At 71.4% G+C, this 22,327-nt stretch carries 23 protein-coding genes and 1 riboswitch; of the genes, 10 read left to right on the top strand and 13 right to left on the bottom strand.

Translation table 11 applies throughout. The features are described 5' to 3' along the window. Positions 1–139: 139 nt before the first annotated feature. On the top strand, positions 140–751 hold the full coding sequence (locus B072_RS0126820; protein ID WP_018533037.1) for a DUF4126 domain-containing protein: 612 nt from the start codon (positions 140–142) through the stop codon (positions 749–751). Between the two features lie 43 nt (positions 752–794). Next, positions 795–2,291, top strand: a complete 1,497-nt coding sequence (locus B072_RS0126815) for a phytoene desaturase family protein (protein ID WP_026246342.1) — start codon at positions 795–797, stop codon at positions 2,289–2,291. A gap of 27 nt (positions 2,292–2,318) precedes the next feature. On the opposite strand, the gene B072_RS0126810 is transcribed toward B072_RS0126815, so the two are convergent. From B072_RS0126810 to B072_RS0126785, 6 genes are all read right to left on the bottom strand, one after another. Continuing rightward, positions 2,319–3,179 carry a hypothetical protein gene (locus B072_RS0126810; RefSeq protein ID WP_018533035.1) on the bottom strand — a complete coding sequence of 287 codons (861 nt, stop codon included), beginning with the start codon at positions 3,177–3,179 and terminating at the stop codon, positions 2,319–2,321. A 45-nt stretch (positions 3,180–3,224) separates the two neighbouring features. Further along, positions 3,225–4,145 carry a methylenetetrahydrofolate reductase [NAD(P)H] gene (gene metF / locus B072_RS0126805; RefSeq protein ID WP_051127304.1) on the bottom strand — a complete coding sequence of 307 codons (921 nt, stop codon included), beginning with the start codon at positions 4,143–4,145 and terminating at the stop codon, positions 3,225–3,227. Positions 4,146–4,241: 96 nt separating this feature from the next. Beyond that, positions 4,242–4,889, bottom strand: a complete 648-nt coding sequence (gene thiE, locus B072_RS0126800) for a thiamine phosphate synthase (RefSeq protein ID WP_018533033.1) — start codon at positions 4,887–4,889, stop codon at positions 4,242–4,244. A gap of 83 nt (positions 4,890–4,972) precedes the next feature. Then, positions 4,973–5,338, bottom strand: coding sequence for an Rv2175c family DNA-binding protein (locus B072_RS0126795; protein ID WP_018533032.1), 366 nt, complete (start codon positions 5,336–5,338; stop codon positions 4,973–4,975). A gap of 93 nt (positions 5,339–5,431) precedes the next feature. Continuing rightward, positions 5,432–6,658 (bottom strand): NAD(P)/FAD-dependent oxidoreductase, encoded by a 1,227-nt coding sequence (locus B072_RS0126790; protein WP_199791101.1) that lies wholly within the window; start codon positions 6,656–6,658, stop codon positions 5,432–5,434. Positions 6,659–6,733: 75 nt separating this feature from the next. Beyond that, entirely contained in the window at positions 6,734–7,081 is a 348-nt protein-coding gene (locus B072_RS0126785; RefSeq protein ID WP_018533030.1) for a hypothetical protein, read from the bottom strand. Positions 7,082–7,133: 52 nt separating this feature from the next. Continuing rightward, positions 7,134–7,247: riboswitch (TPP riboswitch) on the top strand. On the opposite strand from B072_RS0126785, the gene thiO reads away from it, so the two are divergent. The 6 genes from thiO to B072_RS0126755 all read left to right on the top strand — a co-directional run bounded on the left by thiO (position 7,245) and on the right by B072_RS0126755 (position 12,992). Next, positions 7,245–8,453, top strand: coding sequence for a glycine oxidase ThiO (gene thiO / locus B072_RS0126780; protein WP_018533029.1), 1,209 nt, complete (start codon positions 7,245–7,247; stop codon positions 8,451–8,453). Its footprint overlaps the riboswitch before it by 3 nt. Beyond that, positions 8,450–8,650 (top strand): sulfur carrier protein ThiS, encoded by a 201-nt coding sequence (thiS, locus tag B072_RS0126775; protein WP_018533028.1) that lies wholly within the window; start codon positions 8,450–8,452, stop codon positions 8,648–8,650. The genes thiO and thiS overlap by 4 nt, the downstream gene beginning before the upstream one ends. 7 nt (positions 8,651–8,657) lie before the next feature. Next, positions 8,658–9,452 carry a thiazole synthase gene (locus B072_RS0126770; RefSeq protein ID WP_018533027.1) on the top strand — a complete coding sequence of 265 codons (795 nt, stop codon included), beginning with the start codon at positions 8,658–8,660 and terminating at the stop codon, positions 9,450–9,452. 90 nt (positions 9,453–9,542) lie between these two features. After that, on the top strand, positions 9,543–11,480 hold the full coding sequence (gene pknB, locus B072_RS0126765; protein ID WP_018533026.1) for a Stk1 family PASTA domain-containing Ser/Thr kinase: 1,938 nt from the start codon (positions 9,543–9,545) through the stop codon (positions 11,478–11,480). A 69-nt stretch (positions 11,481–11,549) separates the two neighbouring features. After that, positions 11,550–12,413, top strand: coding sequence for a deoxyribonuclease IV (locus tag B072_RS0126760; RefSeq protein ID WP_018533025.1), 864 nt, complete (start codon positions 11,550–11,552; stop codon positions 12,411–12,413). Between the two features lie 84 nt (positions 12,414–12,497). Further along, positions 12,498–12,992, top strand: a complete 495-nt coding sequence (locus B072_RS0126755) for a DUF4396 domain-containing protein (protein ID WP_018533024.1) — start codon at positions 12,498–12,500, stop codon at positions 12,990–12,992. A gap of 32 nt (positions 12,993–13,024) precedes the next feature. Here B072_RS0126755 and B072_RS0126750 read toward each other — a convergent pair whose 3' ends face one another. Then, a complete protein-coding gene (locus B072_RS0126750) occupies positions 13,025–13,657 on the bottom strand; it encodes a sulfite oxidase-like oxidoreductase (RefSeq protein ID WP_026246341.1) in 633 nt (210 codons plus the stop codon). Between the two features lie 164 nt (positions 13,658–13,821). Between B072_RS0126750 and bfr the strand changes: the two genes are divergently transcribed. After that, a complete protein-coding gene (gene bfr / locus B072_RS0126745) occupies positions 13,822–14,301 on the top strand; it encodes a bacterioferritin (RefSeq protein ID WP_018533022.1) in 480 nt (159 codons plus the stop codon). Between the two features lie 20 nt (positions 14,302–14,321). Here the strand turns inward: bfr and B072_RS0126740 are convergent, their stop codons facing one another. Beyond that, positions 14,322–14,561 carry a (2Fe-2S)-binding protein gene (locus tag B072_RS0126740; RefSeq protein ID WP_043244838.1) on the bottom strand — a complete coding sequence of 80 codons (240 nt, stop codon included), beginning with the start codon at positions 14,559–14,561 and terminating at the stop codon, positions 14,322–14,324. A 168-nt stretch (positions 14,562–14,729) separates the two neighbouring features. Continuing rightward, positions 14,730–16,082, bottom strand: a complete 1,353-nt coding sequence (locus B072_RS0126735) for a class II 3-deoxy-7-phosphoheptulonate synthase (protein ID WP_018533020.1) — start codon at positions 16,080–16,082, stop codon at positions 14,730–14,732. Between the two features lie 277 nt (positions 16,083–16,359). Here B072_RS0126735 and B072_RS0126725 point away from each other — a divergent pair, with 277 nt between their 5' ends. After that, positions 16,360–18,255 carry an anthranilate synthase family protein gene (locus tag B072_RS0126725; protein WP_018533019.1) on the top strand — a complete coding sequence of 632 codons (1,896 nt, stop codon included), beginning with the start codon at positions 16,360–16,362 and terminating at the stop codon, positions 18,253–18,255. Here the strand turns inward: B072_RS0126725 and B072_RS0126720 are convergent. The 4 genes from B072_RS0126720 to macS form a co-directional block, all read right to left on the bottom strand. Beyond that, positions 18,198–19,205, bottom strand: a complete 1,008-nt coding sequence (locus B072_RS0126720) for a 2-hydroxyacid dehydrogenase (protein WP_018533018.1) — start codon at positions 19,203–19,205, stop codon at positions 18,198–18,200. The two genes, B072_RS0126725 and B072_RS0126720, sit on opposite strands and share 58 nt — an antisense overlap. Before the next feature lie 73 nt (positions 19,206–19,278). Next, positions 19,279–20,307, bottom strand: coding sequence for a 6-phosphofructokinase (locus B072_RS0126715; protein ID WP_018533017.1), 1,029 nt, complete (start codon positions 20,305–20,307; stop codon positions 19,279–19,281). Positions 20,308–20,359: 52 nt separating this feature from the next. After that, positions 20,360–21,052 (bottom strand): response regulator, encoded by a 693-nt coding sequence (locus tag B072_RS0126710; protein ID WP_018533016.1) that lies wholly within the window; start codon positions 21,050–21,052, stop codon positions 20,360–20,362. Positions 21,053–21,095: 43 nt separating this feature from the next. Then, positions 21,096–22,307 carry a MacS family sensor histidine kinase gene (macS, locus tag B072_RS0126705; RefSeq protein ID WP_018533015.1) on the bottom strand — a complete coding sequence of 404 codons (1,212 nt, stop codon included), beginning with the start codon at positions 22,305–22,307 and terminating at the stop codon, positions 21,096–21,098. Between the last annotated feature and the right edge of the window lie 20 nt (positions 22,308–22,327).

The following is a 22,327-nucleotide window of genomic DNA, read 5'->3' as shown; positions in this document are numbered from 1 at the left end:
TCCGTGGCCTCCACTCTTCCGTCTACGCAGGTAGAACCCCATCCGCGCATCTACTCATCTCCCTCCCTAGGTACGGATACTCAGACGTGCGCACTCACCCCCAGGCACGGAGAGTGCGCCACTGGTTACGATCATCCCCGTGTCCGTACTCCCCCTGGTCTTCACCAGTGGCTGGGCGAGCGGCATCAACGCGTACGCGGTGGTCCTGCTGCTCGGCATCTTCGGCGCGACCGGGCTGACCGACGAGGTCCCCGAGTCGCTGCAGCGCCCTGATGTGCTGATCGCGGCGGGAGTGCTCTTCCTGTGCGAGGCCGTCGCCGACAAGATCCCGTACGTGGACTCGGTGTGGGACTCGGTGCACACCGTGATCCGGCCGGTGTCGGGCGCCGTCGTGGGCGCGCTGCTCGCGGGACAGAGCGGTTCGCTGTCCGACCTGGCGGCGGGCGCGGTCGGTGGTTCGACGGCGCTGGCCAGCCATGCCGTGAAGGCCGGCACCCGGATGGCGATCAACACCTCGCCGGAACCGGCGTCGAACTTCGTGATGAGCACCGCCGAGGACCTCGGTGTCGCCGGCATCGTGACGTTCGCGATGTTCTATCCGGTGGCGGCCGCGGTGATCGCGGCGGTCCTGCTCGTTCTCGGCCTGGTGATACTGGTCTTCCTCATCCGGCGCATCCGCAGGTTCCTGCGCAGACAGGCGCAGCGCCGGGAGGAGAAGCGGATCGCCCGCGAGGCACAACCGCCTCCCTGACCTGGCGGCGGCGTTGTCGGTGGGGGCCGCTACAGTCCCTGACATGGCACGAATTGCGGTGATCGGCGCGGGGATGGGCGCCATGGCGGCCGCCGCTCGGCTGGCCGTGGCGGGCCACCGACCGGTGGTCCTCGAGCGCGCGTCGACGTACGGCGGGGCGGTGGGCCGTATCGAGCGCGACGGCTTCGCGTTCGACACGGGCCCGGCGCTGCTCCCCCTGCCCGCGGTCTACCGCGACTTGTTCATCAAGACCGGCAAGGAGCCCCTGGAGGACCTGGTCGGGCTCACGCAGGTGGAGCCCGCCGTGCGGCACGTCTTCGCGGACGGCACGACGACGGACCTGCCGAACGCCCGGCGTGCCGGGGTCGCCGAGGCACTGGACGCGGCGGTCGGCGCGGGCGCGGGCGCACGCTGGTCGGCGTTCATGAACCGGGCCCGGGAAGCCTGGGACCGCACCCGGCGCCCCCTGCTCGAAGAGCCCCTGTGGCCGAACTGGCAGGTGCTGGCCGACCGTGAGCCGTACCCCGCCGCCCCGCGGAAGCGGCTGCTGCGCGCGGCGCGCACGGCCACGACGCTCGCCGAGATCGGCGTCCTGGAGCTGGGCGGTGACCCGCGCCTGGTGGCGCTCCTGGAGCAGTACGCGCTCGCGTACGGCCTCGACCCCCGTACGGCACCGGCGAGCGCCGCCGTGTTGCCGTACATGGAGCAGACCTTCGGGACCTGGGCCGTGACGGGCGGCATGCGGGCGCTGGCGGACGCCGTGTACGCGCGCTGCCTGAAGCGGAAGGTCGAGTTCAGGTTCGGTGCCGAAGTCACCCGGATCGTGGAGAAGGACGGGCGCGCGGCAGGCGTCGAGCTGGCCGACGGTACGGTCGAGGACGCCGAGTTCGTGGTGGCGGGGGTCGCGCCCGGCGTGCTCGATCGGCTGCTGCCCGAGCGCTCCGTACAGGGCGAGGTACCGGCCCGGAGCGAAGCAGAGGTGCCCAGTCGGCTGACGGTGCACCTCGCGCTGCGCGGGGCGCGCCCCGAGGGGACACCGCACCGCACGGTCGTGCACGGGGCGGACCGGGGCGCCGAGTTGGCGTGGCTGTTCGACGGCGGCCCGCTCGCGCAGAGACCGACCGTCACGGTGCTGCGCTCCGGTGACGCGTCGCAGGTGCCGGATGCCGAGCACGAGGCGGTGTCGGTGACCGTCACGGTGCCTCCGCACGCGCGCGTGGCCGAGGGCGACGTCGAGCAGGTCCTCGCGGCGGCCGAGCGCGCCGTTCCCGGCCTGCGCGAGCGCCTTCTGTGGCACGAGGTCCGCACCCCGCGGGACATCGCCGAGGCGACCGGTGCGGACGGCGGCGCCGTGCCCGCGCCCGCCCTCGCGGCGGCCCGGGGAAATCTGCTGCAGGCGGCGAACCGGACGGCGTTGCCGGGCCTGTTCGCGGTCGGCGGCTGGTCGCACCCCGGCGGCGGGCTGCCGCACGCGGGCATGTCGGGGGCGCTGGTGGCCGGACTGATCGTGGAGGGGCCGGAGTTCCGCGGCTCTCAGTGAGCCGCGGTCACCCGGCGCCCCGGGCCCTCAGTACCGGTACTGCTGCTCCTGCTGGTACCCCGTGTCGTACCCGTTGTTCGGGTCGTGCTGCGGGTACGTGGGGTACGGCTGCTCGGGCGGCAGCTCTCCGCCGTACTCGTCGCCGTTGCGCTGCTGCGGCACCCAGACGCCCCCGGGCGGGGTCTCCGAGCCGTAGCCCGCGGCCGTCGCGTAGGGGTCGCCGTACTGCTGCTGGCCGGTGGCGTACGGGTCGCCGTACTGGGGCTGCTCGGGATACGACTGCGCACCGATGTACGGGTCCGAGTACGGAGCCGCGTACGGCTGCTGCCCGGTGTCGTAGCCATAGGTGTTCTGGTCGTAGCCGTAGGTGCCGGTGTCGTAGCCGTACCCCTGGGCGCCCTGCGCGGCCTGCGCGTACGCGGCGTCGCTGTAGACGCCGTACTGGCCGGTGTCGTCGGGCATCGGTTCCGGGGCGTACACCGAGGTCGTCTCGGCCGCGCTCTCCGGCATCGGTGGGTACGCGTCGGAGGCCGCGCCCTGCTCGTACTCCAGGTCGGAGACCTCGAGCGTGGGGTCCTGCTGGACCGGTTCCCGCTTGCGGCGCTTGCTGCCGCCGAGGTTCTCGCCGACCGAGCCGCCCTTGAGCGCCCAGCCCGCCGCGAACCCGCGGCGGAACGACAGCGTGACGTACGTCTGTCCGATCGCGAAGGCGATGGCGCCGGCCCCGATGACGTAGACCGACGGCATCAGGACGCCGAGGACCACCCCCAGGAAGCCGCCGAAGGCGAGCAGCCGCCAGCGCAGCCGTGCCTTGTACTGCAGCAGCACCTCACCGAGGAGCCACAGTGCCACCAGTCCGAACGCGACATAGAGGACCGCCCAGCCCATGTACGCCCCTCTCGTACGGCCGCGGCCCTCTGGGGGTACGGCGCATCAGGCCTGCTGATCGTGCAGGCCCAGGTTTTCGTAGATTTCCAGCGTCGCAGTGGAGTTGTTCAGCGTAATGAAGTGCAGACCGGGCACTCCCTCGTCAAGCAGCTTGGCGCAAAACTCCGTAGCGAACTCGATGCCAATGGAGCGTACAGCGGCTGGATCGTCTTTCGCTGTGAGGATCCGCTCTTTCAGCGCCGGAGGGAAGTCCGCGTTGCTCAGCTTGGGCAGCCGTTCGAGCATCCGCACACTCGTCACGGGCATGCATTCCGGGATGATCGGGGTGTCGCAGCCCGCGGCGGCGACGCGGTCGCGCAGTCGCAGGTACTCCTCCGGGTCGAAGAACATCTGCGTGATCGCGTAGTCGGCGCCCGCGCGGCACTTGTCGACGAAGTGCCGCACGTCGGTGTCCCAGTCCGCGGAGCGCGGGTGCATCGAGGGGAACGCGGCGACGCCGACGCAGAAGTCCCCGGACTCCTTGATCAGCTCGACGAGTTCGGCCGCGTAGGTGAGACCTTCGGGGTGCGCGATCCAGTCGCCCATCGGGTCGCCGGGCGGGTCGCCGCGGACCGCCAGCATGTTCCGGATCCCGGCGTCGGCGTACTGGCCGATGATGTTGCGCAGCTCGGCGATCGAGTGCTCGACGGCGGTGATGTGGGCGACCGGCGTGAGCGTCGTGTCGGCGACGATCTGCTGGGTCTCCTTGACGGTGCCCGCGCGTGTGGAGCCGCCCGCGCCGTACGTCACGGAGACGAAGTCGGGGGCGACGGCCTCGACCCTGCGCAGCGCGTTCCACAGGTTGCGCTCGCCCTTCGGGGTCTTCGGCGCGGAGAACTCGAACGAGTACGTCGTCTTGCCGGGCGCGAGCATGTCGCTCACCCGGCGGGCGCGATCAGTCCTGGTGGAAGCGGTGCCAAGGGCCATACCGGCAGGTTACTGACGGAATCCGGTAGTCCCTAATCCCCGTCCACCCTGCGGACAGCGGCCCGGCGAAGGACGGAACAGCTGTTCCCCGTGGGGTCAGAGTGACCGCACGCGCTTGGCGAACTCGGCTGCCGCGGCGCCCGGATCGTCGGCCTCGGTGATCGCCCGGACGACCACGACGCGGCGGGCGCCGGCCTCCAGGACCTCGTCCAGATTGCCGAGGTCGATGCCGCCGATGGCGAACCAGGGGCGGTCGGTGCCGAGGGCCGCGGTGTGCCGTACGAGGTCGAGGCCGGGCGCGTGGCGGCCGGGCTTGGTCGGCGTCGGCCAGCAGGGGCCCGTGCAGAAGTAATCCACGCCCTCCTGGACGGCGGCCGCCTCGGCCTCCGACTCGGCATGCGTGGAACGGCCGATGAGGACGTCCTCGCCGAGGACGGCGCGGGCCGCGGGCACGGGCAGGTCGCCCTGGCCCAGGTGCAGCACGTCCGAGCGGGTCGCGTGGGCGACGTCCGCCCGGTCGTTCACCGCGAACAGCTTGCCGTGGCGGCGGGCCGCCTCGGCGAACACCGCGAGGTGCTCCAGTTCCTCACCGGCCTCCATGCCCTTGTCGCGCAGCTGGACGATGTCCACGCCGTTCGCCAGCACGGTGTCGAGGAACTCCGGCAGGTCTCCCTGGCGCTTGCGCGCGTCGGTGCACAGGTACAGCCGCGCGTCGGCGAGCTGTGCGCGCTTCGGGTCTGCCATGGAAGTCCCCCCGTGGGTGGTGCGGTGTCGGTGGCGTGCGCGCCCCACGGGACGCGGGGCGCGCACGCCGGACGGTTGTCAGGTCAGACGGCGAGCGCCTGGGCGCGGCGCTTCACCTCCGTGCCGCGATTCTCGCTCAGGGCCTGCGCGGGCGTCCCCGGCAGGGTCGGGTCGGAGGTGAAGAGCCACTCCAGCATCTCTTCGTCGGAGAAGCCGTCGTCCCGCAGGACCGTCAGAAGGCCGACGAGGCCCTTGACGATCTTGTCGCCGTCGATGAAGGCGGCGGGCACGTGCAGTGCCCGGTTCTCCCCACGACGTACGGCGATCACCTGGCCGTCCTTCACCAGCTGGCGCACGCGTGTCACCTCGACATCCATCTGCTCGGCGATGTCGGGGAGGGTGAGCCACTCGGGGACGAGAGCATCGATCTTTGCGTCAATCTCGGTCACACGACAAGCGTGCCATCCCGGACTGACAGTCGGAAGCCGGGCCGGTCCGACCAGGTGTTCCACCCGGGCGGCAGCCCGTGTTCCGGACCCCGGTCAGGCCACGGCGGACTTCAGGGGGCGCGCGGGATCGGCCAGCTGGTCCGCGTTCAGCGGGGTTCCCGCCTCGATCAGCTTGCGTCCCTGGGCCAGGTCGCGGGGCTTGCCGACGGCCAGGACGGCCACCAGGGCGCCGTCGCGCAGCCAGCAGACCGACCAGGCCGCGCCCGCCGGGTCGCCGCGCCACACGGCGGTGTCGGCGCTCTCGTGGTGGCCCACGTACTGCACGAACCGGCCGAACTGCTCGGACCAGAAGTAGGGCACCGGGTCGTACACCGCGGGGGTCTCGCCGATGATGTTCGCCGCCACGGTGCGGGGGCCCTGCAGGGCGTTGTCCCAGTGGTGGACCATCAGGCGCTGCCCGTAGCGCGCCGAGGGGAACGACGAGCAGTCCCCCACCGCGTACACGCCGGGCACGGACGTGCGGAGCCTCTCGTCCGCCACGACTTCGCGGTGGGCGCCGAGTTCGACGCCCGAGCCGGCCAGCCAGCGGGTGGCGGGGCGGGCGCCGATGCCGACGACGACGGCCCCCGCGGGCAGCCGCGTCCCGTCGTCGAGGACCACGGCCCCCGGTTCGACGCGCTCCACGCGCGCGCGGGTGCGCAGTTGGGCCCCCGCGTCCGCGTACCAGGCCGCCATGGGGGCGGCTACCTCCGCGGGCAACGCCCCGGCCAGCGGCCGCTCGGCGGCCTCCACGACGGTGACCCGGCAGCCCGCCTCGCGGGCGGCGGTGGCGAACTCGGCGCCGATCCAGCCCGCGCCCACGACCACCACGTCGTGCTGCTCGGCCAGGACGGGCCGCAGCCGCTCGGCGTCGTCGAGGGTGCGCAGCAGGTGGACCCCGGGGACGGCCTCCGTGCCGGGCAGCCGCACCGGTTCGGCGCCGGTGGCGACGACCAGCACGTCGTACGGGACCGGCCCTTGGGCCGTGTCCAGTTCACGGTCGCCGGGTCGCAGGCCGGTCACCTCGCGGCCCAGCTCCAGGGTCACGCCGAGCGCCTCGAAGTCGATGTCGAAGGCGGAGCCCTCGGCCTTGCCGAGCAGCACCGCCTTGGACAGCGGCGGCCGGTCGTAGGGCTGGTGGGACTCCGCCCCGATCAGCGTGACGGTGCCGCCGAAGCCCTGTTCGCGCAGCGCCACCGCCGTCTGCACACCGGCCATGCCCGCGCCGACGATGACCACTTTCCCGCTCTGCTGCTCGCTCACAGGGATCACCTTAGGCATCTGATCTTGCGCGGGTCAGCGGCCCGGACCACTCCCGCGCCGTGACGTCCTGCACACGTGTCACCGGTTTAGCGATCAAGCCCCTTCCCGGAGCTCCTCGACCACGCTGGTGCCGTTGCCCGTCTGCGACTCCCACTCCCAGGTCTCGTCGAGCCGCACCCGGCCGTCGGGCAGCTCGGACACGACGGAGACGCAGTGCCCGGAGGAGGTGGTCCCGTCGGTCTTCAGTTGTACGTAGCGGAAGTCGAGCCGGTCGCCGGAACGCGTACCCACAAGGTGCCCCTGGACGACATCGCCGCCTTCGTAGTGGGCCCAGATCCGGTCGTCCTTCTCGTGGTACGCGAAGCGGGTCCGCGTACCGACCTGGCCCGGGGCCTGGTCGGCCACAGGGGCGAGAAAGAGTCCGTCCAACGAGCGGGTCACGGGCGAGGGCTCCCTTACTGGCGCTGAGGGCGAAGAGCTAGGGTGGCCAACGTAAAGCACTCGCGGGAGCCCGTACGCAGCGGGCTGAGAGGGAGGCTGGGACGGCCTCCGACCGTACGAACCTGATCCGGGTCATGCCGGCGAAGGGAGGGGCTGGACGCCCATGTCGCGTACGCCACCCGAAGCGTCACCCGAGGGACCCGAGACGCCCACGGCACCCACCACCGACGTCCTCGTCGTCGGGGGCGGCATCATCGGCCTGGTCACCGCGTGGAGGTCCGCGCAGCGCGGCCTGTCCGTCGCGGTCGTGGACCCCGAGCCGGGCGGCGGGGCCGCCCAGGTGGCGGCCGGAATGCTGGCCGCCGTCACCGAACTCCACTACGGCGAGCACACGTTGCTCGCCCTGAACGTCGAGTCCGCGCGCCGCTACCCGGACTTCGCGGCCGAGCTGTCCGAGGCCACGGGCCAGGACCTCGGCTACCGCGCGTGCGGCACGCTCGCCGTCGCGCTCGACGCGGACGACCGGGCGCACCTGCGGGAGCTGCACGCGCTGCAGACCAAGTCGGGCCTGGAGTCCGAGTGGCTGTCGGGCCGTGACTGCCGCCGCCTCGAACCGATGCTCGCGCCGGGCGTGCGCGGGGGCCTGCGGGTCGACGGTGACCACCAGATCGACCCGAGAAGGCTCGCGAGCGCGCTCGTGACGGCCTGCGAGCGCTCCGGCGTGACCTTCCACCGGACGTGGGCCGAACGGCTGTCCGTCGTACGGGACCGGGCGCGCGGCGTCGTCCTGGCCGACGGCACGGAGCTCGCCGCCGGTCAGGTCGTCCTGGCCGCGGGCAGCCGCAGCGGGCAGCTCGCGGGCGTCCCCGACGAGGTGCTGCCGCCCGTCCGCCCGGTCAAGGGCCAGGTGCTGCGGCTGACGGTGCCGAAGCGGTACGCGCCGTTCCTGAGCCGCACGGTGCGGGCCGTGGTCCGGGGCAGCCACGTCTACCTGGTGCCCCGCGTCAACGGCGAGCTCGTCGTCGGCGCCACCAGCGAGGAGCTCGGCTGGGACACCACGGTCACCGCGGGCGGCGTCTACGAGCTGTTGCGCGACGCCCACGAACTGGTGCCCGGCATCACGGAGTTGCCGCTGACCGAGACCCGGGCGGGCCTGCGCCCCGGCTCCCCCGACAACGCGCCGCTGCTCGGCCCGACCACGCTGCCGGGCCTGCATCTGGCCACCGGCCACTACCGCAACGGCGTGCTGCTCACTCCGGTCACCGGCGACGCCATGGCGCACGTCCTGGCCACGGGTGAACTCCCGGAAGAGGCAAGCCCGTTCACGCCCCGGCGCTTCGGCGCCGCCGCATCCGTGGAGCAGCCCGCATGAACGTGTCCCTCAACGGCGAGCCGCACACCGTGACCGCCGAGACCACCCTCGACGCCCTGGTGGCCACGCTCACCACCGCGCACTCGGGTGTCGCCGCCGCGCTCAACGAGACCGTGGTGCCGCGCGCCCAGTGGCCCCGTACCGCGCTCTCCGAAGGAGACCGCGTCGAAGTCCTCACCGCCGTACAAGGAGGCTGACTCATTCATGGCTGACGACGCTTTCGTCCTCGGCGGCACCACGTACTCCTCGCGCCTGATCATGGGCACCGGCGGTGCGCCGAGCCTCGACGTCCTCGAGCGCTCTCTCGTCGCCTCCGGCACCGAGCTCACCACGGTGGCCATGCGGCGCGTCGACGCCGACGTCCACGGTTCGGTCCTGTCGGTCCTCGAAAAGCTCGGCATTCAGGTGCTGCCGAACACCGCGGGCTGCTTCACCGCGGGAGAGGCGGTCCTCACGGCCCGCCTCGCGCGCGAGGCGCTCGGCACGGACCTGGTCAAGCTGGAGGTCATCGCCGACGAGCGCACGCTGCTGCCCGACCCCATCGAGCTGCTCGACGCCGCGGAGACGCTGGTGGACGACGGGTTCACGGTCCTCCCCTACACGAACGACGACCCCGTCCTGGCCCGCAAGCTGGAGGACGTGGGCTGCGCGGCGGTCATGCCGCTCGGCTCCCCCATCGGCTCCGGGCTCGGGATCCGCAACCCGCACAACTTCCAGCTGATCGTCGAGCACGCGCGCGTGCCGGTGATCCTGGACGCGGGCGCGGGCACCGCGTCGGATGTGGCGCTCGCCATGGAACTGGGCTGCGCAGGTGTGATGCTCGCCTCAGCCGTGACCCGGGCGCAGGAGCCGGTCCTCATGGCCGAGGGCATGCGGCACGCGGTGGAGGCGGGCCGGCTCGCACACCGCGCGGGACGCATCCCCAAGCGCCATTTCGCCGAGGCTTCCTCGCCCGTGCGGGGGCGCGCGCACCTCGATCCCGAGCGCCCCGCCTTCTGATCCGTCCGCCGGTCACAGGTCTGCTGCAGTACGGGTCCGGTCCCGTCGCACGGGACCGTGCTGTCGGTCGCTCCTCGTACACTCGCCTGCGTGGACACGACCCTTCAGGACCCGTTGCTCGGGCACGTGCTCGACGGCCGGTACCGCATCGACGCACGTATCGCGGTCGGCGGGATGGCCACGGTCTATCGGGCCGTGGACACCCGCCTCGACCGCGTGCTCGCGCTCAAGGTGATGCATCCCTCGCTGGCGGCCGACGTCTCGTTCGTCGACCGGTTCATCCGCGAGGCCAAGTCGGTGGCGCGTCTCTCCCACCCCAATGTGGTGGGGGTCTTCGACCAGGGCACCGACGGTCCGTACGTCTATCTCGCGATGGAGTACATCGCGGGCTGCACGCTCCGCGACGTGCTGCGCGACCGCGGGGCGCTGCGTCCGCGTGCGGCGCTCGACATCCTGGAGCCGGTCCTCGCCGCGCTCGGGGCGGCGCACCGCGCGGGCTTCGTGCACCGCGACATGAAGCCGGAGAACGTACTCATAGGGGACGACGGCCGCGTCAAGGTGGCGGACTTCGGCCTCGTACGAGCGGTGGACACGGTGACCAACACCACCGGGGCCGTCCTCGGCACGGTGTCGTACCTGGCGCCCGAGCAGATCGAGAACGGTACGGCGACACCCGCGGTGGACGTCTACGCGTGCGGGGTCGTCCTGTACGAGATGCTCACGGGCGGCAAGCCGCACTCGGGCGAGTCCCCGGCGCAGGTCCTCTACAAGCACCTCAACGAGGACGTGCCGCCGCCCTCGGCGGCCGTTCCCGGGCTGCCCTTCGAGCTCGACGAGCTGGTCGCCTCCGCGACGGCGCGCACCCCCGAGGTCCGGCCGTACGACGCGGTGGCCCTCCTCGGCCACGCCAGGGCGGCCAGGGCGACACTGACCGACGCCCAGCTGGACGCGGTGCCGCCGCAGGCCCACGAGGCGGAGCACGTGGGCGCCGACGACCGTACGAGCGTGATCCCGCGCGCGGTGCGCACGGACCCCGTACAGCTTCCGCTGCCGACGCAGGACGAGGAGCGGTTCCACCGCACGAGCCTGCTCGAGACCCCGCCGCCGCCACCGCACGCGCCCGGGCACCGCCCCGGTGGCAATCCGCGCCGCCGGCTGTTCGTGATCATCGCCGCGGTCGTGCTGGCCCTCGGGATCGGCACGGGCGTCTGGTACATCAACTCGGGCCAGTTCACGAAGGTACCGACGATCCTGAGCCAGCCGAAGGGCGAGGCCGAGCGTCGCATCGAGGCGGCGGGCCTGCGGGTCGGCGCGGTCACCGAGAAGTACAGCGACACGGTCGACCGGGGCGAGGTCATCGGCAGCGACCCGGACCCCGGCTCCCGCATCCGGGACAACGGCACGGTGACTCTGACCGTGTCCAAGGGCCCCGAGACCGTGAAGGTCCCCGATCTCAAGGGCACCGCGCTCGCCAAGGCGAAGAGCGAGCTCAAGGACGCCGGGCTCGAACCGGGCATGGTCACCAAGGCGTTCAGCGAGGAGATCCCCAAGGGCTCCGTGATCAGCACGGACCCGGGCGCGGGCACGACCCGCACGTCGGGTTCGGCGGTCGCCCTGGTCGTCTCCAAGGGCGCACCGGTCGACGTCCCCGATGTCACCGGCGAGTCCGAGCAGGACGCGATCGCCGACCTGGAGGACGCGGGCCTGAAGGCGAAGATCGCCTCGGCGCGGGTCAACTCCGACGAGGACAAGGGCGACGTGGCCAAGCAGTCCCCCGGTGAGGGCGCACAGCTCGCCGAGGGCGACACCGTGACGCTGACGATCTCCAAGGGCCCCGTGATGGTCGAGGTCCCGGACGTCACGGGCATGAAGGTCGACGAGGCCACGTCCACGCTTGAGGACGCCGGGTTCCAGGTCGACGAGGACCGCGGGCTGCTCGGACTGTTCGGCGACACCGTGAAGAGCCAGTCCGTGGAGGGCGGCGACGAGGCCCCCAAGGGCTCGACCGTCAAGATCACGATCCGCTAGGAGTCCGGGTCGAGAGGGGTTCCGGGCCGCGGTGCGGGACCCGTCCGGGCCGCATGGCACCCTTGCCCGGTGAACAGCAGCATCCGCAATCCGATCGGCGGCCATGTCCCCGTGGCCGGCGGCCTCGCCTCCATAGGGCTGTCCTACGCGCGTGAGCTCGAGGCCGAGACCGTGCAGGTCTTCGTGGCCAACCCGCGCGGCTGGGCCACGCCCACCGGCAACCCGAAGCAGGACGAGGAGTTCCGCGCCCGGTGCGCCGCCGAGAACATCCCGGCGTACGTCCACGCGCCGTACCTGATCAACTTCGGCTCGCACACCGAGGCCACCGTCGAGAGGTCCGTCGAGTCGATGCGGCACTCCCTGCGGCGCGGCCGGGAGATCGGCGCCCTGGGCGTCGTCGTGCACACCGGGTCCGCCACCGGCGGCCGTGAGCGGGCCGTCGCGCTCGCCCAGGTCCGCGCGCATCTGCTGCCGCTGCTCGACGAGCTGACCCACGACGACGACCCGTTCCTGCTCCTGGAGTCCACGGCCGGGCAGGGCTCGTCGCTCTGCTCCCGCACCTGGGACTTCGGGCCGTACTTCGACGCCCTCGACCACCACCCCAAGCTGGGTGTCTGCCTCGACACCTGCCACATCTTCGCCGCGGGCCACGACCTGACCGGGCCCGCCGGGATGAAGCAGACCCTCGACCTGCTGGTGGACACCGTCGGCGAGGGCCGCCTCAAGCTGATCCACGCCAATGACTCCAAGGATGTCGTCGGCGCCCACAAGGACCGCCACGAGAACATCGGCTCCGGCCACATCGGCGCCGACCCGTTCCGCGAGCTGATGGCCCATCCGGCGACCGAGAACGTGCCCCTGATCATCGAGACGCCCGGCGGCAAGGAAGGGCACGCCGCGGACGTGGCCCGCCTCAAGGAGCTGCGCGCGTAAGATCCCGACCCCATGAGGGAATACCCCTAGGGGGTATACGGTTCTCATCGATGACAGGAACCGCCCACCGAGGTTGGGGGACCCATGCGGCACGACGCGCACACCGAGCACCACACCCACCACCAGCACCACGGCACCACCAAGGTCAGCTGGTCCATGGCCGCGCAGGCGACCCTGCACTGCCTCACCGGGTGCGCCATCGGCGAGATCCTCGGCATGGTGATCGGCACCGCGCTCGGCTGGGGCAACGTACCGACGATGGTCCTGGCGATCGCGCTCGCGTTCGTCTTCGGCTACTCGCTCACGCTGCGCGGCGTCCTGAAGGCGGGCGTCGACTTCCGCACGGCGTTCCGGGTCGCGCTCGCCGCCGACACCCTCTCGATCGCCGTGATGGAGCTGATCGACAACGGGGTCATCGCCCTGTGGCCGGACGCCATGGACGCGCACCTCGACGACGCCCTGTTCTGGGGCGCCCTGGCCGCGTCGCTCGCGCTCGCCTTCGTGGTGACGACGCCGGTCAACCGCTGGATGATCGGCCGCGGCAAGGGACACGCGGTGGTGCACCGGTACCACCACTGACCCGGAGACCCGGGATGCCGGGAACCCAGGAACTAGAGCTCGGGGCCTTCCCCGGGCTCTTCCTGGTACGAGTAGCGCTGCTCGCGCCACGGGTCGCCCACGTTGTGGTACCCGCGCTCCTCCCAGAAGCCGCGGCGGTCCGCGGTCATGTACTCGACCCCGCGCACCCACTTCGGCCCTTTCCAGGCGTACAGGTGGGGCACCACGAGACGCAGCGGGAAGCCGTGCTCGGCGGTGAGCAGTTCACCGCCCTTGTGGGTGGCGAAGATCGTGCGGTCGGAGGCGAAGTCCGTCAGCCGCAGGTTCGAGCTGAAGCCGTACTCGGCCCAGACCATCACGTGCGTGACGCCCGGCGCGGGCGGGGCCAGCTCCAGGATCGTGGCGGCGCACACGCCGCCCCACTCGGCACCGAGCATGCTGAACTTGGTGACGCAGTGCAGGTCGCCTTCCACGGTCCCGTACGGCAGCGCCGAGAACTCCTCGTGGTTCCAGGTGTGCTTCTCGCCGTCGGCGGTGGCCCCGAAGACCCTGAACTCCCAGCGTTCGGGCCGGAACTTGGGGACCGGGCCGTAGTGGGTGACCGGCCATCCGCGCTGCAGGCGCTGCCCCGGCGGAAGCTCCGGTTGCACCGCTCCCCCAGACTCGCTACCCACCGGATGACCCATGCCTCCATCCTGACAGACCGGAAGCAGTGGACGTGACCACGTACGTCCCGGCCGGTCCCGATTCGGGCAACTCCTACTAAGCCTGCACTTACTGGACGCGTTTCGGCGCCGGTGCAAGGATGCGCGAAACCTGCCCAGTCACCCGCTTGGAAGGAGCCTCTGCGATGCAGGGCGACCCCGAGGTCATCGAATTTCTCAACGAGCAGCTGACCGCCGAGCTGACCGCCATCAACCAGTACTTTCTGCACGCGAAGATGCAGGAGAACTTCGGTTGGACCAAGCTCGCGAAGTACACGCGGTCCGAGTCGATCGACGAGATGAAGCACGCGGAGGTACTGACCGACCGGATCCTCTTCCTGGAAGGTCTGCCCAACTACCAGCGGCTCTTCCACGTCCAGGTCGGCCAGACGGTCACCGAGATGTTCCAGGCCGACCGGCAGATCGAGGTCGCGGCGATCGACCGGCTGAAGCGGGGCATCGAGGTGATGCGCGGCAAGGGCGACATCACGTCCGCGAACATCTTCGAGTCGATCCTCGAGGACGAGGAGCACCACATCGACTATCTCGACACGCAGCTGGAGCTGGTGGAGAAGCTGGGTGAGCCGCTCTACATCGCGCAGCTCATCGAGCAGCCGGAGAGCTAGACCGCGAGCGGGACCGAGAGCTAGGCCGCCTCGGGCAGCTCGACCCGCGGCGCGAGGGCCACAGCCGCCTCGCCCTGCTCGACGAGTTCCCGGCGGGGGCAGGCGCCCCTGCCGAGCAGCGCCTGAATGCGCCGCACGCACCCACCGCAGTCGGTGCCGGCCTTGCAGGCCGAGGCTATCTGCCGAGGAGTGCAGGCGCCGTCCGCCGCATGCTGCTTGACCTGGGCTTCGGTGACTCCGAAGCAGCTGCACACGAACATGCGGTCCACCTCCCCGGCGATGACGATCGGGATCGATAAGGGTTGCCTGTCCCGATTGATCGGTGAGGCTAGCCTAACCATACCCAAGTCGCCAGATGCACAAAAGTGCCGTGGGGCGCGGATCCTTGTGATCCGCGCCCCACGGCGTTTACCTACAGCGAGTGACGCCTACTGGTCGCGGTACATCTCCGCGACCAGGAACGCCAGGTCGAGGGACTGGCTGCGGTTCAGACGCGGGTCGCAGGCCGTCTCGTAGCGCTGGTGCAGATCGTCGACGAAGATCTCGTCGCCGCCGCCCACGCACTCGGTGACGTCGTCACCGGTGAGCTCGACGTGGATGCCGCCCGGGTGCGTGCCGAGCGCCTTGTGCACCTCGAAGAAGCCCTTGACCTCGTCGAGCACGTCGTCGAAGCGGCGCGTCTTGTGGCCGGAGGCCGCCTCGTACGTGTTGCCGTGCATCGGGTCGGTGATCCAGGCGACGGTCGCGCCGGACGCGGTGACCTTCTCGACCAGCTCGGGCAGCTTGTCGCGGACCTTGTCGGCGCCCATGCGGACGATGAAGGTCAGGCGGCCCGGCTCGCGGTCGGGGTCGAGGCGCTCGATGTACTGCAGCGCCTCCTCGGGCGTGGTCGTCGGGCCGAGCTTGATGCCGATCGGGTTGCGGATCTTGGACGCGAACTCGATGTGCGCGTGGTCGAGCTGGCGCGTGCGCTCGCCGATCCAGACCATGTGGCCCGAGACGTCGTACAGGTTGCCCGTACGCGAGTCGACGCGGGTCAGCGCCGACTCGTAGTCGAGCAGCAGCGCCTCGTGGGAGGCGTAGAACTCGACCGTCTGGAACTCGGCCGGGTCGGTGCCGCAGGCGCGCATGAAGTTCAGCGCGTTGTCGATCTCGCGGGCGAGCTGCTCGTAACGCTGGCCGGACGGGGACGACTTCACGAAGTCCTGGTTCCAGGCGTGCACCTGGCGCAGGTCCGCGTAGCCACCCGTGGTGAAGGCGCGTACGAGGTTCAGCGTCGAGGCGGACGCGTGGTACATCCGCTTCAGGCGCTCGGGGTCCGGGATCCGGGCGGCCTCGGTGAAGTCGAAGCCGTTGACGGAGTCGCCGCGGTAGGTCGGCAGCGTCACGCCGTCGCGGGTCTCGGTCGGCTTGGAGCGCGGCTTCGAGTACTGGCCGGCGATGCGGCCGACCTTCACGACCGGCACCGAGGCGGCGTACGTCAGCACGGCGCCCATCTGGAGCAGGGTCTTGAGCTTGTTCCGGATGTGATCTGCGGAGACGGCGTCGAAGGCCTCGGCGCAGTCGCCGCCCTGGAGGAGGAACGCCTCTCCCTTGGCGACGGCCGCCAGTCGGGCGCGCAGCTGGTCGCACTCGCCCGCGAAGACGAGCGGCGGATACGACTCGAGGTCCGCGATCACATCGCGCAGAGCCTCGGCATCGGGGTACTCGGGCTGCTGCGCCGCGGGCAGGTTTCGCCAGGTGTTGCCAGCGCTCGCGCTGGTCTTAGCGTTCACGGTCACCTCGCCAACATTACGGGGTCATGTCGCGCGTCCATTCCGCCGCTCATCTTTTGAGACGGAGTCGACACGGTTGAGCCACCCCTCGGGTATGGTTCCGCACATGTTCGCGCAGCTCGAGGAAATCAACACCCTCAACAACACCTGGTGGTGGACCGCACATCCGGCGGCCCACTGACTGCGCGTATCCGAATCCGCGAAGGCCGCCCGAGGGGCGGCCTTCAGTGTTTTCCGGCACCGGCTGTTCCTCCCCGAACGAACTCTGGAAGGAACAGCCGTGTTGGACACCGTGCTGGACACCCTGCTCACCGACGACCGCCCCTTCGCCCTTCTGCGCCGCCGCGCCCCCGGCCACGACCACGACACCGTCGAGGTCCTGATCGGGCGCGTCGGCGCGTACGAACGGCTCGCCGACATCCCGGAGGGCCTCGCCCTCGTCCCCTTCCGGCAGATCCGCGAGCGCGGCTTCGACGTCCGGGACGACGGCACGCCCCTCGCGGTGCTCACGCCCGAGGAGTCGTACGAGATCCCGCTCGCCGAGGCGCTCGCGCAGCTGCCGCGCCACGACGTCGACGTCCGTGACGGCGCCTTCGACGTCGACGACGACGCGTACGCGGAGATCGTGGGCCGGGTCCTGCGCGAGGAGATCGGGCAGGGCGAGGGCGCGAACTTCGTGATCCGGCGGACGTACGAGGGTGAGATCCCGGGGTTCTCACGGGCGGACGCCCTCGCGCTGTTCCGGCGACTGCTGGACGGTGAGCGGGGCGCGTACTGGACGTTCGTCGTGCACACGGGAGACCGGACGCTGGTCGGCGCGAGTCCCGAGGTCCACGTCCGCATGTCCGGCGGCACCGTCGTCATGAACCCGATCAGCGGGACCTACCGCTATCCGGCCGCCGGCCCCACCCCCGACGACCTGCTCGACTTCCTCGCCGACGGCAAGGAGATCGAGGAGCTGTCGATGGTCGTCGACGAGGAGCTCAAGATGATGTGCACCGTCGGCGACATGGGCGGCGTCGTGATCGGGCCGCGGCTCAAGGAGATGGCGCATCTCGCGCACACCGAGTACGAGCTGCGCGGCAGGTCCTCCCTCGATGTGCGGGACGTGCTGAGGGAGACCATGTTCGCCGCGACCGTCACCGGGTCGCCCGTGCAGAACGCGTGCCGGGTGATCGAGCGGCACGAAGTGGGCGGGCGCGGGTACTACGCGGGGGCCCTGGCACTCGTCGGGCGGGACGCCGGCGGGGCCCAGACGCTCGACTCGCCGATCCTGATCCGGACCGCCGACATCGACGCCGCCGGGCGGCTGCGCGTCCCGGTCGGCGCGACGCTCGTACGGGGCTCGGACCCGAGGAGCGAGGTCGCCGAGACGCACGCGAAGGCCGCCGGGGTGCTGGCCGCTCTGGGGGTACGTCCCTCGCGGCCGCGCGACGAGGGCACCCGGCCCGCGCTGGCCGACGACCCGCGGGTGCGGGCGGCGCTCGACGGGCGCCGGGCGGCCCTGGCCCCGTTCTGGCTGCGGATGCAGGACCGCGGCGACCAGTTGGAGGGGCACGCGCTGGTGGTCGACGGCGAGGACACGTTCACCGCGATGCTGGCGCATGTGCTGCGGTCCTCGGGGCTCGACGTGACCGTGCGGCGCTACGACGAGGAGGGGCTGCGGGAGGCCGTGCTCGGGCACGAGGGGCCCGTCGTGCTCGGTCCCGGTCCCGGCGATCCGTCCGACGTCGGCGACCCGAAGATGCGGTTCCTGCGCGCTCTGGCCGCCGACGTGATCCGGACGCACGAGCACGGCGTGCTCGGGGTGTGCCTGGGGCACGAGCTGATCGCGGCGGAGCTGGGCCTGGAGATCGTGCGCAAGGACGTGCCGCACCAGGGGGCGCAGACCGGCATCGAGATGTTCGGGCGGGCCGAGACCGTCGGGTTCTACAACAGCTTCGTGGCGCGCTGCGACGACGCCACGGCGCGCGAGCTGGCCGCGCACGACGTGGAGGTCAGCCGGGACGCGGCGGGCGGCGAGGTGCACGCCCTGCGCGGCCCGGGCTTCGCGGGGGTCCAGTTCCACCCGGAGTCGGTGCTGTCGCTGCGCGGCGCCGGGATCGTACGGGAGCTGCTGGCTCAGCTCGTCGGCGGAGCCGCCGGGACCAGGACGTTCTCGGAGCGGCGGCCCGCCTGATAGTCCAGGACGTTGTTGACCGTGGTCTCGATGATCTGGCCGACCGCGTCCACGGTGTAGTACGCCTGGTGGGACGTGACCATCACGTTCGGGAAGGTGACGAGGCGGGCCAGGGTGTCGTCGTCGACGATCTCCAGGGACTTGTCGAGGAAGAACAGGCCCGCCTCGGCCTCGTAGACGTCGAGGCCGACGCCCGTGAAGCGGCCCTCGCGGAGCTCGGCGACCAGCGCCTTGGTGTCGATGAGGCCACCGCGGCTGGAGTTGACCAGGATCGCGTCGTCCTTCATCGAGCGCAGCGCCACGGCGTCGACGATGTGCTCGGTGGTGGGGAGCAGCGGGACGTGGAGACTGATCAGGTCCGCCTCCGCGAAGAGCTGCTCCTTGTCCACGTACTTCATGCCGAGGGCCGCGCAGTTCGGGTTCTCCGCGACGTCCCAGCCGAGCAGGTTCATGCCGAAGCCGTGCGCGATACGGGTGAAGGCCTCGCCGATCTTGCCGGTGCCGAGGACGCCGACCGTGCGGCCGCGCATGTCGCGGCCCATCAGGCCGTCGAGGCGGAAGTCGAAGTCGCGGGTGCGGGTGGAGGCGCGGACGATGCGGCGGTTGACGGCCATCGCGAGGGTCCAGGCGAACTCCGCCACGGAGTACGGCGAGTAGTACGAGACCCGGGCGACCGTGAGGCCCAGGCGCTCGGCCACCTCCAGGTCGATGTTGTTGAAGCCGGTGGAGCGCTGGGCGATCATCTGCGTGCCGCCGGCCGCGAGGGTCTGCAGGACGCGGTTGTTCAGGGTCGCGTTGACGCTGGTGGAGACGATCTCGTAGCCCGCCGCGATGGGGGCCGTGTCCTCGTTGAGGAAGACGTCCAGGCAGCGGACGTCGAGGTGGCCCTCGAAGGCCTTCTCGATGAGGGGCTTCTCGTCGGATTGCACGCCGAACGCGAGGATCTCCATGGCTGGAGTTTATGTACGGCTTCGCGCCCCGGCACTCCGAACCGGACGGGTCCGGGGCACGCGGCCCGGGACCTCAGCCGAAGAAGACCCCCACCTCCCGGTACAGAGCCGGGTCCACGGTCTTCAAGCGGGCCGTCGCCTCCGCGATGGGCACGCGCACGATGTCCGTGCCGCGCAGGGCGACCATCTTGCCCCAGTCCCCGTCCCGTACCGCGTCGATCGCGTGCAGGCCGAAGCGGGTGGCCAGCCAGCGGTCGAAGGCCGAGGGGGTGCCGCCGCGCTGGATGTGGCCGAGGACCGTGGTGCGGGCCTCCTTGCCGGTGCGCTTCTCGATCTGTTTCGCGAGCCATTCGCCGACGCCGGAGAGGCGGACGTGGCCGAAGGAGTCCAGGGACTCGTCCTTGAGGACCATGTCGCCGTCGCGCGGCATCGCGCCCTCGGCGATCACCACGATCGGGGCGTACGACGCCTTGAAGCGGGAGGTGATCCAGGCGCAGACCTGGTCCACGTCGAAGCGCTGTTCCGGGATGAGGATGACGTTGGCGCCGCCGGCCAGGCCGGAGTGGAGGGCGATCCAGCCCGCGTGGCGGCCCATGACCTCGCAGACGAGGACCCGCATGTGCGACTCGGCCGTGGTGTGCAGCCGGTCGATGGCCTCGGTGGCGATGCCGACGGCCGTGTCGAAGCCGAAGGTGTAGTCGGTGGCGGAGAGGTCGTTGTCGATGGTCTTCGGCACCCCGACGGCCTTGATGCCGTACTCGTCGGTGAGGGTGGCCGCGACGCCGAGGGTGTCCTCGCCGCCGATCACTATGAGCGCGTCGACGTCCTGCTGGGTGAGGTTCTCCTTGACGCGGCGGATCCCGTTCTCCGCCTGGAGAGGGTTGGTACGGGAGGAGCCGAGGATGGTGCCGCCGCGGGGCAGGATGCCGCGTACCGCGGAGATGTCGAGACGGACGGTGTCGTTCTCCAGGGGGCCTCGCCAGCCGTCCCGGAAGCCTACGAAGTCGTAGCCGTACTCCTGCACGCCCTTGCGGACGATGCCCCGGATGACGGCGTTGAGCCCGGGGCAGTCGCCGCCGCCGGTCAGTACTCCGACCCTCATCGCGTAACTCCCTTGTCACGGTGAGCAGTTGGGGCAACTGTCCCGCGCGGGGTCACTCGTCGTCCAGACCCCGCTCGATCGCGTACCGGACGAGCTCGACGCGGTTGTGCAGCTGGAGCTTGCCGAGGGTGTTCTGCACGTGGTTCTGGACCGTGCGGTGCGAGATGACCAGCCGCTCGGCGATCTGCTTGTAGCTCAGCCCCTTGGCGACGAGCCGGAGCACCTCGGTCTCGCGGTCGGTGAGTTCCGGCGCCTTCGGCTCGTCGGCGCCGGCGGCGGGCGCCGGCTCCGAGGCGAGGCGGCGGTACTCGCCGAGGACGAGACCCGCGAGGCCCGGGGTGAACACCGGGTCGCCGACGGCCGTCCGGCGCACCGCGTCGATCAGCTCGTCCGTGGACGCGGACTTGAGGAGGTAGCCGGTCGCGCCGGACTTCACGGCCTCCAGGACGTCCGCGTGCTCGCCGCTCGCGGAGAGCACCAGGACCCGCAGCGCCGGGAAGGCGGCGACGAGTTCCTTGCAGACCTGGACGCCGGGCTTGGCCGGCAGGTTCAGGTCCAGGACGAGGACGTCGGGGGCCGCGGCCCGCGCTCGGCGCACCGCCTGCTCGCCGTCGCCCGCCGTGGCCACGACGTCGAAGCCGGCGGCCGCCAGGTCGCGGGCGACGGCGTCCCGCCACATCGGGTGGTCGTCGACCACCATGACCCGGATCGCGGCCGCCCCGCTCTCGGTCTGCTGTTCACTCATCGCTGTCCTGCCTTCCCCCGTGCGGCCCGGCTCGCGGGCCGCCTCACCACTTCTTCGGTACGTGCAGTTCGACCTCGGTGCCCTGGCCGGGAACCGAGATCAGCTCGGCGGTGCCGCCGATGTCGCGCAGTCTGCCCCGGATGGACAGGGCGACACCGAGCCGGCCCTCGCCCTCGGCCTGGGCGAGACGGCCCTCCGGGATGCCGGGTCCGTCGTCCCGTACGGTCACGATCACCTCGCCCGGCTCGTCCTCCACCAGGATCCACGCGTGCGCGTCCGCGCCCGCGTGCCGCCGCACGTTGTCCAGGGCGGCGCCGACGGCGGCGGCCAGTTCGCGGGCCGCGTCGGACGGCATCGGGACCGGGGTGCCGGGCGCGGCGAAGGTGACCTGGGCGGTCGCGTGCCGGGACAGCAGGGGGCGCAGGTCGCCGCGCCCGGCGTAGGTGCCGTCCGCCTCGTCGAGGTCCACGGCCCGGACGACCGCGCCCTGCGAGGCGTCCTCCGACGCGTGGGAGGGCAGCGTCAGGCCCTCGGCGACCAGGGTGCGCAGCGCGATCTCCTGCTCGCCCGCCATCCGGCCGAGCTCGGCCGCCTCGCCGCCCAGGGCGGTGCCGCGCCGCTGCACCATGGCGAGGACCTGGAGCACGCTGTCGTGGATGTCGCGGGCCAGGCGCTCCCGCTCCCGGGTGGCGGCCTCGATCTCCAGGGCGCGGGCGAGGGTGCGCTCGGAGGCGCGGGCCACCTCGACGACGTAGCCGATGGCGATGCCGGCGATGGTCACCAGGAGGAGGTTGTGCATCAGGCTGCGGCTGAGCGAGGCGCGCTGCACCACGTTGGCGACGCCGATGATCAGGGACGCGGAGGCCGCCCACCGCCAGCCGCCCTTGAGGGCCCAGGCGAGGACCGCGCCCGCCGTCCAGATCGACGGCAGCGTGGAGCCGCCGGTGACGGCGCGCTCGTGCCCGGCGACCGGGGAGAGCAGGATGCCGACGACCGCGACGGTGAGGTCGAGGGTGAGGAACCGCTTGGTGCAGCGCCGGGCGCCCGACACCTGCGGCAGCGTCGCGAGCGTCCAGGCGGTCAGGACGACGCAGTAGGCGATGCCGACCCAGGGGCGCTCGTAGAGGTCGTACGCGGAGGCGAAGAGCCCGATCGCGTACAGCATCGTCAGGATGCGGTAGCCCGTCAGGGCGCGCCACAGCGGCTGCTCCACCGACATCCGCACGACGCGTTCCCGCCGGGTCGCGTTCCCCATGTCCCCCACCCCCTGGCCCC

It is taken from the genome of Streptomyces sp. HmicA12, from assembly GCF_000373565.1.
Taxonomy (GTDB): Bacteria; Actinomycetota; Actinomycetes; order Streptomycetales; family Streptomycetaceae; genus Streptomyces.
The sequence above is the reverse complement of the archived record's forward strand: the minus strand, read 5'-3'. Positions and strand labels throughout refer to the sequence as shown.